We start from the raw sequence: 13,552 nt of genomic DNA, 5'->3' as shown, positions 1-13,552 counted from the left end.
ACAGCGCGATCAAGGCAGCAGTTCGAGCATCAGCGCAATGCGTGCCTTCACCGCAGACAGGCCCCGGGAGTCCGGTAGAGCATCACCGGGCTTGGGTAATACCTGGCCCTCCGTGCAGCGCGTGGAGCGCACCACTTTCACACCAGCCGCCTGCGCGCGCAGTAATGCCGATTCGAGGGCCTGGTGAATCGTGCCATTGCCCGTGGCGGCCACCACGATGCCCTGCACACCATCACGCACCAGCGAGTCCACCAGGGCTCCCGTGGCACCCGCATAGCTCATGACGACCTCAACGCGTGGCCAATGCGTGCAATTTACTATTCTTTCGATAGCACATTGCGCTTGTCCCGATTGCGCTATAGGCCAATTTTGCACCAATCGCACAACACCCTCCTCCACCCAGCCCAACGGCCCGGCATCGCCTGAGCTGAACGCATCTACGCGATAGGGGTGCACTTTCTGGACACGCATTGCGCCGTGTACTGCGCCGGCCGCCACCACCACAACGCCCCGCGCCCCTGCTGTCATTGCCACGGCGACGGCATCGAGAAGGTTTTGCGGACCATCCGGCGTCAATGCCGTTGCGGGGCGCATCGCGCAGGTCAACACCACCGGCTTGTGGGCATCCAGCACCGACTGCAAAAACCAGGCGGTCTCTTCCAGCGTATCGGTGCCGTGGGTGATGACCAATCCTCGCACCAGGGGATCGGCTAGCGCTCTGGCACAACGCTCAGCAAGCAAACGCCACACGCTGAACTCCATGTCCTTGCTGTCCAGCTGCGCGATCTGCTCGGCCACCAGACCGCCACAGGCTGCCGCCTGCAGGCTGGGCACGGCATGCAGCAGCTGCTCCACGCCCACCTGTGCGGCGGTGTAGCCAATGTTGTCTCCCTGGCTGGCAGCCTTGCCAGCGATGGTCCCCCCCGTGCCCAAAACGACAATTTTTTGCGCGCTCACTTGCGTCCTTTGAAAAACTGGTGAAAAATACAGCTACTGGATTAATACACAGTAATCATACGGTTCCCCACCACCCTGGTGACACACACTGGAAATGCCATGCTCGACAACCCCAAGCTCACAGCACGCCAGCAACAAATCCTGGACCTTATCCAGGTGGCCATTTCCCGCACGGGTGCGCCACCCACACGGGCAGAAATCGCCACGGAACTCGGTTTCAAATCGGCCAACGCGGCAGAAGAACACCTGCAAGCCCTTGCGCGCAAAGGCGTGATCGAACTGGTCAGTGGCACATCCCGCGGCATCCGCCTGCGCAGCGACACAGTGCGTTCCATCAACGCCGCGCGCGGCACCCAGTTCAGTCTGCCCATGCCGGGGTTGTCGCAACTGGTTCTGCCCCTGATCGGTCGCGTGGCCGCTGGCTCCCCGATTCTCGCGCAGGAACATGTGGACCAGACCTACAGCGTGGAAAACAGCCTGTTTCAACACAAGCCCGACTACCTGCTCAAGGTGCGCGGCATGTCCATGCGCGACGCCGGCATCATGGACGGCGATCTGCTCGCCGTGCAGTCCACACGGGAAGCGCGCAACGGTCAGATCGTGGTGGCAAGGCTGGGTGATGATGTCACCGTCAAAAGACTGCGCCGCACGGCCGGTGCCATCGAGCTGCTTCCCGAGAACCCCGATTACCCCGTGATCGTTGTTCAACCAGGCGAGGCTTTCGAGATCGAAGGCCTTGCTGTGGGCTTGATCCGCAACACCATGCTCATGTAGTTGCGCCCTCTGTTGCGCGCCTCAGGTGGCGGGCGTTTGGCAAGCCGGCAGCGGCTTGCCAGCCCTGAGCGTGCGCACCGCGTTGCAATCCTGCCTGTGCTCAACCCCTGATATACGGAGTTTTCACATGGGACTTGCCTTGTTCGCTCTTTCTGCCTTTTCCCAGCCCCTTCACGCCTTCGTGCACTGGCTTCAACCCAGTCGATGCACGGACGATTCGCACAGTGCAGTGCCTGCAGTTCGCATCGTCAGCAACGCCCCCGAGGGGCTTTCATCCTGTGCAGTGCCCGGTGCCTCCGCAAAATCGAGGCCCCATTTCCAGCCGCCAGCGTTTGCTGCCGGCACGGCGGTGTCGGTGCCTGCCAGTCCCCACCGTCACGCTCCTGGTCGCGGGCACAGTGCGCCTCCCGGCTCCAGCGGGCCGACCGCTGCCAGCCACCATAGCGCCCGGCGTCCAGTGCGCGTTCTGCATGCGGCATCACGCCCAGAGGTCGGGCGCATGGTCATCGCGGGCCGTATGGCCGATGTCTGCGCGGAACTGGAGCGCATGACGGCATGCGAGACATGGCGCCATTGATGACTGCGCCCCTGGCTCTGGTGCCACAGGTGCCACAAAACGTTGCATTCTGATCAAGGCCGTCGGCCCCGCGAAATCGCCGCCCAGCTCCCGCCAAGGCACAATGGCGGGATGAATATTGTGATTCTGGATGACTATCAGGATGCGGTGCGTAAACTCCATTGCGCGAGCCGGCTCGATCCCTATTCAGCAAAGGTGTACACCAACACGGTCAAAGGTCAGGGGCAACTGGCCGTGCGCATGAAGGATGCAGACATCATCGTGCTGGTGCGTGAACGCACCCAGATCACGCGGCAACTGGTCGAAAAACTGCCCCGGCTGAAACTGATTGCCCAAACCGGCAAGATCGGAAGCCACATTGATGTGACCGCCTGCACCGAGCGCGGCATTGCGGTGGCCGAGGGAGTGGGTTCGCCGGTGGCCCCGGCCGAACTGACCTGGGCACTGGTGATGGCTGCCATGCGGCGACTGCCGCAATACATCGCCAACCTCAAGCATGGCGCCTGGCAGCAGTCTGGCCTCAAGGCGGCTTCCATGCCGCCAAACTTCTGCCTCGGTAGCGTGTTGCGAGGAAAAACACTGGGCATATGGGGCTACGGCCGTATCGGCCAACTGGTGGCGGGTTACGGCCGTGCATTTGGCATGAACGTACGCGTCTGGGGTCGTGACGCCTCACGCGCCCAGGCACTGACGGACGGATACCAGGCTGCCACCAACCGGGAAGAGTTCTTCTCGCAATGCGATGTACTGTCTCTTCACCTGCGGCTCAATGACGAGACCCGGGGCATCATTTCACTGGAAGATCTTTCGTGCATGAAGCCCACCGCGCTGCTGGTCAACACCTCGCGCGCCGAATTGATTGAGCCTGATGCCCTGATTGCGGCCCTGAACCGCGGACGCCCTGGTCTGGCCGCCGTGGACGTATTTGAGAGCGAACCCATCCTGCAAGGCCACGCCCTGCTGCGCCTGGAAAATTGTATCTGCACCCCCCACATCGGTTACGTGGAGCAGGACAGCTACGAGCTGTACTTCGGCGCCGCCTTCGACAACGTGGTGAACTACATCAAGGGCACGCCCACGAATATCGTGAACCCGGGCGCGCTGCAGGTTCGGCGCTGAACACACAGGCACATCGTCCCCTTCCCGCTGGCGCGCAACACGCGTTCATCCATAAAAAATGGCTTCCCGAAGGAAGCCATTTTGCTGGACAGCACCGCGCGATGCCGACCCAGGTCTTCGGACTTAATTCAAAGGCGTCTTCTTGCCGTCCTTGTAAACATACAGGGTGATAGCGGGATTCTTCATTTCTCCATTGGGCTCGAATGCGATTGTGGAGGTCACGCCCTTGAACTGCGATTTCAGCAATTCGGGGGTATAGACTTTGGGGTCCACCGAATTGGCACGCTTCATGGCGTCGACAATCAGGTGCGTGGCGTCATAGGTATAGGGGCTGTAAACTTGGAACTGACCTGGGTACTTGGCATCGTACTTGGCCTTCCATGCCTTGCCGCCTGGCATCTTGTCGAGCGACGCGCCACCTTCAGCGCACACCACGTTGGAAAGCGTCTTGGCACCGGCAGCCAGCTTGGCGATTTCGGAAGTACAGATACCGTCACCACCAAAATACTTCACGTTGCCCATGCCCAACTGTTCCATCTGGCGCAGCATCGGGCCGCCTTGAGGATCCATGCCGCCGAAGAAGATGGCATCAGGATTCTTGGACTTGATGGCCGTCAGGATGGCCATGAAATCGGTAGCCTTGTCGGTCGTGAACTGCTCGTCCACCACCTTCATGCCCTTTTCGGCAGCAACCTTTTTGAACACGTTGGCCACACCCTGGCCATAGGCCGTGCGGTCATCGACAATGGCAACCGTCTTGAGCTTCAGTGTGTCAGCCGCGTAGAAAGCCAGGCCAGCACCCAGGGCGTTGTCGTTGGCGATGATACGGAAAGTGGTCTTGTAGCCGGGCTTCGTCAGGTTGGGGTTGGTAGCTGCGCCCGTGACATGGGGAATGCCGCAGTCGTTATAGACCTTGGAGGCGGGAATGGTCGTGCCGGAGTTGAGGTGACCCACAACGCCCGCCACTTTGGCATCGCACAGCTTCTGTGCAGCAGCGGTGCCCTGCTTGGGATCCGCTGCATCGTCTTCGGCTTGCAACTCGAACTTGATCTTCTTGCCGCCAATGGTGATGCCCTGAGCGTTCAACTCTTCAATGGCCATGCGCGCACCATTTTCGTTGTCCTTGCCGTAGTGGGCTTGGGCACCGGAAACCGGAGCCACATGACCGATCTTGACCACTTGCTCTTGTGCAGAGGCCATACCAGCAACAGCCGCGATAGCAGCAACCACGGTCAGTTTCAACTTCAATTGCATATTAATCTCCAGTAAAGATAAACGCTGAGAATAATTCTTGTGTCCCAACGCAGGCGAACATATCGCAATTTACGGGCCAGATCATTAGGGAACACGCGTAAATGAGAGGGAAACCACAGGGAAAAACCCTGTCATCTCCCACGCTCAGTGGGATTGCCGCTGGCTAATTCGTCGGCCACGGCCTCATAGACCGCATGCCGCACCACCGATTCAATTTCTTCCCGCAGGCGGGGCAGCACGGAGCGGGTCTGTTCCTGAATCACCAGTGCAATCGCCTCACGCAACCGCTGATCCAGCAACACATCCACGCGCTGCATCACCCGGTGCACCATGTACTCTTCCATGCCCTCAGGCAAGGGGCGTCGCGGGGTAGGAGATGTCTGGACGGGCTTTGTGCCAGAAGTGCCTCGCACGGTCTTGTCCATCGATGGCACGGGCGCAGCAGGAATTGAAGCGCTTGCATGAAGCGATGGCGCAGTTTGCGCAACGGGGGAGGCGCCCCCCCGAGCAGATGGGCCATGTTGCGCCAGAGGCACTGAAACCGGGAGCACATCGGGCCCCTGCACCACTTCAGTGAGTGTCGGCACAAAACGGGGGAGCGGCTTGGGCGGGAGGGACATCAATCAGCTTTCAACACCAGATCATGGCGCGTGATGGCATAGCCCCGTGACGCATAGTGGCGCCAGCGGGCACGCGCTTCATTGCGATCTACCTCATCTGTGGCACTCACCACCTCCACCAACCGGTCAAAACTGCCAAACCCTTCAGGCACAGCATCACCCATATTCAGCAGCATCGCTCGATGGGGTGCTTGCTGCACATCCACGGCAAGTACCACCGATGAAAATTGCAAGAGTTCGTCCTCAGCATCGCCACGGCAATGGGCAACGAAATCCTGCGGCATCATGCTCCACAGCATTCCGTCCAGCACAGCCAGTGTGTCCGCAGGACCCGTGATGACAAGCCGTGCACCACTGCGTTGCGCTTTGCGAGCAAACCGACAGGCATAGGCCATTTTGTCCGGCGCATTGAAGTGGAAAGCTATTTCAGTCATGACAATGTCAGGCAGGTTTTGAGCGAACTTTGCGTCGGGTCGGGGTCGCCGACGGCCCGGCCCCCTTCAACGCATCTTTTGCAGACAAGTGCTGTGCATGTCCTAACAGGTAATGCACCAGCAAGCCTACCGGTCGGCCAGTGGACCCCTTGACCGCTCCACCTTTCCAGGCAGTGCCAGCAATGTCGAGGTGTGCCCAAGGAAACTCTCCTACAAATCGCTGCAGGAACTTCGCCGCTGTGATGGAGCCGCCCGCTCGTCCTGCCACATTGCCCATGTCTGCAAAATTGCTCTTCAACCCCTCGGCATAGTCCTCATCCAGCGGCATCCGCCAGCAAAGGTCCTGAGCTGCGTCCCCAGCCGCAGACAAGGCAGAGGCCAGCGCATCGTTGTTTGAGAATAGTCCGCTGCGCACTGCGCCCAAAGCGATCACACACGCCCCGGTCAAGGTGGCTATGTCCACTACAGCTGCAGGTTTGAAGCGCGCGGCATAGGTTAAAACGTCACACAGAACCAGCCGACCTTCCGCGTCGGTGTTCAGTATCTCGATCGTCTGACCGCTCATGCTGGTTACAACATCACCGGGCTTCACCGCCCGACCGTCAGGCATGTTTTCACAGGCCGGGATAAGGCCCACCACGTTGATTGCGGGTTGCAATTCTGCAAGTGCACGAAACACACCCAGGACGCTGGCGGCACCGCACATGTCGAATTTCATTTCATCCATCTCGGCAGCAGGCTTGATGGAAATCCCGCCCGTGTCAAAAGTGATGCCCTTCCCTACCAGCACCACCGGGGCCTCGGACTTGTCTGCACCGCTGTATCGCAGTTCGATCAGCCGCAGGGGCTCCTCGGAGCCGCGCGCAACGGCCATGAATGCGCCCATGCCAAGGCGAGCCACTTCGGTGGGGCCATGCACCTTGCACTGGATGCGAGGTTGCCTGCCAAGGGACTTAGCGGCTTCGCCCAAAAGACTCGGCGTAGCATGGTTGGCCGGACGGTTGCCCCACTCTCGGGCGAACTCTACACCGTCCACTAGGCCCACTCCTTGGGCAAACGCCTCTCGAACCGCTTCAGCGTGGGCGACCCCGATCACCACCCGATTCAAGGTGCGCGCATCGGCCTTGGGCTTTGTGGTGGTGTACACATAACTGGCATCAGCAACTGCCTGCACGGCGGCGCAAACGCCATCGGCCTGAGCGTCACCGGCAAAGCAAACCACCGCACGCTTGACCTGCGACAATTTGAAGCTTGCCGCAATAGCCTGAAAGGCCTGACGGATGGCCCGGGCAGTACCATTGCCGACGCCCAAAAGAACAACGCGCCGCGCGCTCACAGCCGGTGCCAGATAGAGCTGAAGGTGCTTACCGGCTTTGGATTCCAGGTCGCCACATTTGAGCGCATGGGCTACGAGCGCTGACAAGGCGTCCTGCCCCGGTTTGAAGCCGTCGGGCACCAGAACGACCAGCAGGTCGCATTTTTCGGTAGCCGCTGCGGGCAACTCCAGAGTCTTCAGATCAAAGTTCATAATCGGTGCTTTCCTTCGAGCCAATGTTATTCGATTCATCCATTCGCAAAGAGCTGGCGCGCAGCTTTGGGGCGACGCTCGTCGTGCTGGTCACCGTGGTCATGACCATGATGCTGATCCGCACCCTCGGTCAAGCGTCGCGCGGCAGCGTCAGCCCGTCTGATGTCATGCTGGTCATGGGCTTCACGGTGCTGGGACAGCTCCCAACCATCCTCAGCCTGAGTCTCTTCGTGGCCGTGGTGAGCGTCCTGTCGCGCATGTACCGTGACAGCGAGATGGTTATCTGGTTCTCTGGTGGCCAGGGACTCGTGAGCCTTCTTCGACCTCTATTGCGCTTTGCGTGGCCCGTAATGGTGGTCATTGCCATCCTGTCATTGGGGGTTTGGCCCTGGGCCAACGCGCAGATTCAGGAGCTCAAGACGCGCTATGAGCAACGTAGCGACGTTGACCGCATTGCGCCGGGCGAGTTTCAGGAGTCAGCCAACGGTAGCCGGGTGTTCTTTATCGACAAGGACAGTCCGGACACCCAGGTGGGAAACAACATCTTCATCGCGGCGAGCAGCGGCGCCAAGGAATCGGTGACGTCCGCCCGAAGTGCGCGACTAGAGATACGCGCCGACGAGCGATTCGCGTTGCTCAGCCAGGGGCAGCGACTGGAATCCACAATGGACCAGCCTGGCCTGAAGATCAGCGAGTTTGCCGAGTACGGCACCCGCATCGGGTCAGCATCAGGTGCGGCAACAGAACAACTCGCGGTCAAAACCCGTGCCACGCATGAGTTGCTTTTACAGCCAACCATACCGGTCTACCAGGCAGAACTGGGTTGGCGGTTGGGGCTAGCGCTGGCAGCCATCAATTTTGTGGTTCTGGGCCTGGCCCTGGCGAGCGTGAATCCCCGCGCGGGACGCAGCGGCGGCATGATGTTCGCGCTGTTTGCTTTTGTCGTCTACTACAACCTCATGACACTGGGCCAAAGCTGGGTTGGGGCAGGCAAGCTGGGTTTGCCCGCCTTCATGCTATCCCTTCACGGAGGCACGCTCGCGCTCGCATTGGCCGTTTTGGCCGTGCGGCACAACCACTGGACGCTACGACGCCTATGGCCAACCCGGAGCGCCACATGAAAGTTCTTCGCCGTTTCATTCATCGCGAAGCCCTGCTTGCTGTGGGATTTGTGACGCTCGGGTTTTTGGCGCTGTTTTTTTTCTTTGATTTGATAGACGAGTTGCGTTTGGTTGGACGAACCGGCCCAGACGGCTACCAGCTCTCCCATGCGCTGTTGTTTGTCTCCCTGAGCATTCCCAGTCACCTCTACGAGTTATTGCCCATCACAGTACTCATAGGAACCATTTTCGTGATGGCACGGCTGGCACAAAGTTCTGAGTTCACCATCATGCGCACCAGCGGCATGGGTCCATGGCAGGCATTGCGCACACTGCTGACCTTGGGAGGGTTTTTCGTGCTGCTGACCTTTGCCGTAGGCGACTATGTTGCTCCCCTGACTGAACGTGCGGCGCAGCTCATCAAGGTACGCCACCTGGGCCGCTTAACGTCTGGCGCTACCGGAGCCTGGCTCAAGGAGCGCCAGCAAGACCATTCTTTTGCAGTGAATGTGCGGGCTTTGACGCCCGACGGCGGCATGCTGGACGTGCGCATTTTCGAGTTTGATGAAAAGGGCCGATTAGCGTCCCAGACCCATGCTACGAGCGGGCGCTTCGCCCTACCAGGGGGTTGGGAGCTGCAACAGGTGCGGCGCAGCAGCTTTCTTCAGCCCGGCAGCGAAGAAGCGCGGGTGGAACAGTTGCAGGTGCCTGTGCTGCAATGGCCAACTCGCATCAGTGCGGACATGGTGGCGGCCTCGCTAATCAAACCCGACCGCATGGCTACGTTCGACCTGTTTCAGTACATCCGTCATCTCGATGCCAACGGCCAGTCAGCACAACGGTATGAAATTGAATTCTGGCGCAAGGTTTTTTATCCGCTGAGCTGCCTGGTGATGGTGGTGCTGGCATTGCCCTTTGCCTACTTGCACTTTCGCGCTGGCGGTATCGCGGGGTACGTGTTTGGCGGCGTTATGGCAGGCATCAGCTTCTTCCTGTTGAACAATGTATTCGGTTACGCCGGCAATCTGCAAAACTGGTCGCCATGGCTGACGGCTGCCGCCCCAGGTTTGATTTACACCCTGTTGTCCCTTGCCGCCTTTGGCTGGCTGGTTCTGCGGCGCTGAGCCTTTACGAGTTATTCATGTCCGAAATACCACCAGCCATCGTGCTCTTTTCCCATGGTTCGCGCGACCCACTTTGGCGTGCCCCCATAGAAGCGGTTGCGGAGCGCATTGCCTCGCAATGCCCTGACCGTCCGGTGCAATGCGCCTATCTTGAGTTGTGTGAACCGACATTGGCGCAAGCCGCTGAGTTGCTCGTTCAACAAGGGGCCACCCGCATAACCGTGGTACCCATGTTTTTAGGCACCGGAAAGCACGCAAGGGAAGACCTTCCCTTGCTGGTGGAGCAACTCCGCTCACGCCACAAATCCGCACAGTTCACCGTACAGCATGCCATTGGGGAAGACAGCCGCATGACTGCTCTGATGGCAGAGATTGCCTGCGACTCTTCGATACCCACAACCAATTCTTAGACCATTGGAGCATAATGATGCGACTTCTTAGTCGCCATCAGATATGAACCTGCACCAATTCCGATTTGTTCAAGAGGCGGCACGCCGCAACCTCAATCTGACCGAGGCCGCCAAGGCGTTGCACACTTCGCAACCCGGTGTATCCAAGGCAATCATCGAGCTGGAAGAAGAACTGGGCATTGATATTTTCGCGCGCCATGGAAAGCGGCTCAAGCGCATTACAGAGCCTGGCCAGCACGTTCTCAAAAGCATTGAAGTGATCATGCGCGAGGTCGGAAACCTGAAGCGCATTGGCGAACAGTTCAGCGCGCAAGATAGTGGCACCCTGTCGATCGCGACCACCCACACCCAGGCCCGCTATGTGTTGCCAGTACCCGTGGCCCGCCTTCGGGAGGCATATCCAAAAGTCAACATCAGCCTGCACCAGACCACGCCCGACCAGGTTGCACGCATGGTGATAGACGAAGTGGCGGAGATCGGCATGGCCACCGAGTCACTGGCGGATTATCCAGAACTGGTGACCCTGCCCTGCTATGAATGGGAACATGTATTGGTACTCCCTCCAGGCCACCCGCTGACCCAGAAAGAGCGCATTGGACTGGATGACATCGCCCATGAGCCACTCATTACCTACCACCCAACGTTTACTGGTCGCGGCAAAATTGATCTGGCCTTTTCAACCAGGCGCCTGCAGCCTCGCATTGCACTCGAAGCCATCGATTCCGATGTGATCAAGACGTATGTGCGCCTGGGCCTCGGCATCGGCATCGTGGCAGAAATGGCTATGCGCGATGATCCCGTTGGTGACCTGGTCGTGCGACCCGTGGGGCATCTTTTCGGCCAAAGCGTTGCGCGCGTGGCGTTCAAGCGAGGCGCCTATTTGCGCAATTTTGTCTACAAGTTCGCCGAATTGCTCAGCGACCGCTTGAGCCGCGAACTGATAGCCCGCGCTATGACGGGGCATGTCAATGATTACGAACTCTGAGCAACTGCCGGAATTTCTCAAATCTCTGCATCGTTTGTCCCTTCTCCCATGACACCCACCCTCACGAGATCCCCCACCCCCACATTCCCCAGCAAACTGCCTCAGGTCGGCACCACCATTTTCACAGTCATGTCAGCGCTGGCCGCCGAGCATGACGCCGTGAATCTGGGGCAGGGGTTTCCGGACTTTGAATGTGACCCCGCCTTGATCGATGCTGTTACCCGTGCCATGAAGGCCGGTCATAACCAATACCCGCCCATGCCGGGGATTGCGGCACTGCGCGAAGCCGTTGCTGCAAAAATAAAAGCACTCCATGGTCGAGAATACTGCGCAAACACCGAAATAACCGTCACTGCAGGAGCCACGCAAGCGATCCTTACGGCCATTCTGGCCATCGTCCATGCGGGCGACGAGGTCATCGTACTTGATCCGTGCTACGACAGTTATGCTCCCAACATTCAACTGGCTGGTGGCACCGTTGTGCGGGTGGCCCTTACGCCGGGGACATTTCGCCCAGACTTTGGTTTGATTGCCGCAGCGATCACACCACGCACCCGCGCCCTTATTATCAACAGCCCCCACAATCCGAGCGCCTCCATCTGGAGCGCCGAGGATATGTTCACACTGCAGGATCTGCTGGCTTCTACCAACATTCTGCTGATCAGTGACGAAGTCTACGAACACATGGTGTTCGATGGTGCTGAGCACCAAAGCGCCGCCCGATATCCGGGCCTTGCCGCCCGCGCGTTCGTGGTATCGAGCTTTGGCAAGACTTTCCATGTCACAGGCTGGAAGGTTGGGACCGTGGCCGCACCTGCTTCGCTCACCGCCGAATTTCGCAAGGTGCACCAGTTCAACGTGTTCACCGTAAACACCCCAATGCAGCATGGACTGGCGGAGTATTTGAGAGATCCAGCACCCTATATACAACTGCCAGCTTTCTACCAGGCCAAACGCAACCTGTTCCGCCAAGGATTGGAAGGTTCTCGCTTGAAACTGCTACCCAGCACAGGCAGCTATTTCCAATGTGTGGACATTTCAGGCGTAAGCGATCTGAGTGATTCCGACTTTTGTCAATGGCTTACGCGCGAGGTGGGGGTTGCAGCGATTCCCCTGTCAGCCTTCTATGGCAATGGATTCGACCAGGGTATCGTTCGCTTTTGTTTTGCTAAAAGGGATGAAACGTTGCGTGACGCCATCGGAAGATTGCGAAAACTCTGAAACGATCGACAAGCCCGACCGGTTGCAGCAGTCTCGGGACACTCGGTTTCAATAAGCATGCTATGTATGTGATCTGTGCCACAACAGCCAACGTGCTTCCCCAAAGCAGAAACGCCCCACTCAGAGGTTGAGTGGGGCGTTGCTGGGCTGTAAGAGCCTGACGATGACCTACTTTCACACGGGAACCCGCACTATCATCGGCGCAAAGTCATTTCACTGTCCTGTTCGGGATGGGAAGGAGTGGTACCAACTTGCTATGGTCATCAGGCATAACTTGTTGTCGTGCTGCTCGTGGGAGCAACACAACGAATTCATAGAGTTTGGAATCAGATTTTTGTGTCTTTTGACTGCGTCAACTTGGCATAACAATCTTTGAGCTTCTCACACAAGCATTACTGTTTGCGCTTTGGCTATCAAAGTTATAGGGTCAAGCCGCACGAGCAATTAGTACTGGTTAGCTTAACGCATTACTGCGCTTCCACACCCAGCCTATCAACGTCCTGGTCTTGAACGACTCTTTAGGGGGCTCAAGGCCCCGGCAGATCTCATCTTGAAACGAGTTTCCCGCTTAGATGCTTTCAGCGGTTATCTCTTCCACACTTAGCTACTCGGCAATGCCACTGGCGTGACAACCGATACACCAGAGGTGTGTCCACTCCGGTCCTCTCGTACTAGGAGCAGGCTTCCTCAAATCTGCAGCGCCCACGGAAGATAGGGACCAAACTGTCTCACGACGTTTTAAACCCAGCTCACGTACCTCTTTAAATGGCGAACAGCCATACCCTTGGGACCGGCTACAGCCCCAGGATGAGATGAGCCGACATCGAGGTGCCAAACACCGCCGTCGATATGAACTCTTGGGCGGTATCAGCCTGTTATCCCCAGAGTACCTTTTATCCGTTGAGCGATGGCCCTTCCATACAGAACCACCGGATCACTATGTCCTGCTTTCGCATCTGCTCGACTTGTCAGTCTCGCAGTTAAGCACGCTTATGCCATTGCACTATCGTCACGATGTCCGACCGTAACTAGCGTACCTTCGAACTCCTCCGTTACGCTTTGGGAGGAGACCGCCCCAGTCAAACTGCCTACCATGCACTGTCCCCGATCCAGATAATGGACCTAGGTTAGAACCTCAAACACACCAGGGTGGTATTTCAACGTTGGCTCCATGAGAACTAGCGTCCTCACTTCAAAGCCTCCCACCTATCCTACACAGATCTGTTCAAAGTCCAATACAAAGCTACAGTAAAGGTTCATGGGGTCTTTCCGTCTTTCCGCGGGGAGATTGCATCATCACAAACATTTCAACTTCGCTGAGTCTCAGGAGGAGACAGTGTGGCCATCGTTACGCCATTCGTGCAGGTCGGAACTTACCCGACAAGGAATTTCGCTACCTTAGGACCGTTATAGTTACGGCCGCCGTTTACTGGGACTTCAATCAAGAGC

Annotated in this window: 12 protein-coding genes and 2 rRNA genes (1 of these 14 only partly in view); 7 read left to right on the top strand and 7 right to left on the bottom strand. The window is 58.2% G+C overall.

All coding sequences use genetic code 11. The features are described from left to right. Positions 1-9: 9 nt before the first annotated feature. The gene (locus tag CBP34_RS09005; protein WP_086912316.1) at positions 10-957 is read right to left on the bottom strand and encodes an asparaginase; all 948 of its coding nucleotides are present in this window, start codon (positions 955-957) and stop codon (positions 10-12) included. A gap of 99 nt (positions 958-1,056) precedes the next feature. Here CBP34_RS09005 and lexA point away from each other — a divergent pair, with 99 nt between their 5' ends. Together lexA and CBP34_RS08995 are read left to right on the top strand one after the other, a co-directional pair. Then, a complete protein-coding gene (lexA, locus tag CBP34_RS09000) occupies positions 1,057-1,731 on the top strand; it encodes a transcriptional repressor LexA (protein WP_086912315.1) in 675 nt (224 codons plus the stop codon). A 688-nt stretch (positions 1,732-2,419) separates the two neighbouring features. Further along, the gene (locus tag CBP34_RS08995; RefSeq protein ID WP_094097818.1) at positions 2,420-3,427 is read left to right on the top strand and encodes a D-2-hydroxyacid dehydrogenase family protein; all 1,008 of its coding nucleotides are present in this window, start codon (positions 2,420-2,422) and stop codon (positions 3,425-3,427) included. A gap of 123 nt (positions 3,428-3,550) precedes the next feature. On the opposite strand, the gene CBP34_RS08990 is transcribed toward CBP34_RS08995, so the two are convergent. The 4 genes from CBP34_RS08990 to CBP34_RS08975 form a co-directional block, all read right to left on the bottom strand. Then, positions 3,551-4,681 (bottom strand): branched-chain amino acid ABC transporter substrate-binding protein, encoded by a 1,131-nt coding sequence (locus CBP34_RS08990; RefSeq protein WP_086912313.1) that lies wholly within the window; start codon positions 4,679-4,681, stop codon positions 3,551-3,553. 131 nt (positions 4,682-4,812) lie between these two features. Continuing rightward, positions 4,813-5,106 carry a hypothetical protein gene (locus CBP34_RS19995; protein WP_236748544.1) on the bottom strand — a complete coding sequence of 98 codons (294 nt, stop codon included), beginning with the start codon at positions 5,104-5,106 and terminating at the stop codon, positions 4,813-4,815. A 194-nt stretch (positions 5,107-5,300) separates the two neighbouring features. Then, positions 5,301-5,735, bottom strand: a complete 435-nt coding sequence (locus CBP34_RS08980; RefSeq protein WP_094097816.1) for a DNA polymerase III subunit chi — start codon at positions 5,733-5,735, stop codon at positions 5,301-5,303. A gap of 7 nt (positions 5,736-5,742) precedes the next feature. Further along, positions 5,743-7,263, bottom strand: coding sequence for a leucyl aminopeptidase (locus CBP34_RS08975; protein WP_094097815.1), 1,521 nt, complete (start codon positions 7,261-7,263; stop codon positions 5,743-5,745). 23 nt (positions 7,264-7,286) lie between these two features. On the opposite strand from CBP34_RS08975, the gene lptF reads away from it, so the two are divergent. The 5 genes from lptF to CBP34_RS08950 are packed head-to-tail and all read left to right on the top strand — an operon-like array spanning position 7,287 to position 12,103. Beyond that, the gene (lptF, locus tag CBP34_RS08970) at positions 7,287-8,384 is read left to right on the top strand and encodes an LPS export ABC transporter permease LptF (protein ID WP_094097814.1); all 1,098 of its coding nucleotides are present in this window, start codon (positions 7,287-7,289) and stop codon (positions 8,382-8,384) included. Then, a complete protein-coding gene (gene lptG, locus CBP34_RS08965) occupies positions 8,381-9,487 on the top strand; it encodes an LPS export ABC transporter permease LptG (RefSeq protein WP_094099119.1) in 1,107 nt (368 codons plus the stop codon). The genes lptF and lptG overlap by 4 nt, the downstream gene beginning before the upstream one ends. Before the next feature lie 17 nt (positions 9,488-9,504). Continuing rightward, the gene (locus CBP34_RS08960) at positions 9,505-9,897 is read left to right on the top strand and encodes a sirohydrochlorin chelatase (protein WP_094097813.1); all 393 of its coding nucleotides are present in this window, start codon (positions 9,505-9,507) and stop codon (positions 9,895-9,897) included. A gap of 43 nt (positions 9,898-9,940) precedes the next feature. Continuing rightward, positions 9,941-10,882 carry a CysB family HTH-type transcriptional regulator gene (locus CBP34_RS08955; RefSeq protein ID WP_086912307.1) on the top strand — a complete coding sequence of 314 codons (942 nt, stop codon included), beginning with the start codon at positions 9,941-9,943 and terminating at the stop codon, positions 10,880-10,882. Positions 10,883-10,930: 48 nt separating this feature from the next. Then, positions 10,931-12,103, top strand: coding sequence for a pyridoxal phosphate-dependent aminotransferase (locus CBP34_RS08950; RefSeq protein WP_086927168.1), 1,173 nt, complete (start codon positions 10,931-10,933; stop codon positions 12,101-12,103). A gap of 155 nt (positions 12,104-12,258) precedes the next feature. On the opposite strand, the gene rrf is transcribed toward CBP34_RS08950, so the two are convergent. Further along, positions 12,259-12,371, bottom strand: a 5S ribosomal RNA gene (gene rrf / locus CBP34_RS08945). Between the two features lie 155 nt (positions 12,372-12,526). Further along, positions 12,527-13,552 (bottom strand): 23S ribosomal RNA (locus CBP34_RS08940); it runs 1,853 nt beyond the window's last position.

This window comes from Acidovorax carolinensis, from assembly GCF_002157145.1.
Taxonomy (GTDB): Bacteria; Pseudomonadota; Gammaproteobacteria; order Burkholderiales; family Burkholderiaceae_C; genus Acidovorax; species Acidovorax carolinensis.
This window is presented reverse-complemented; position numbering and strand designations above follow the sequence as displayed.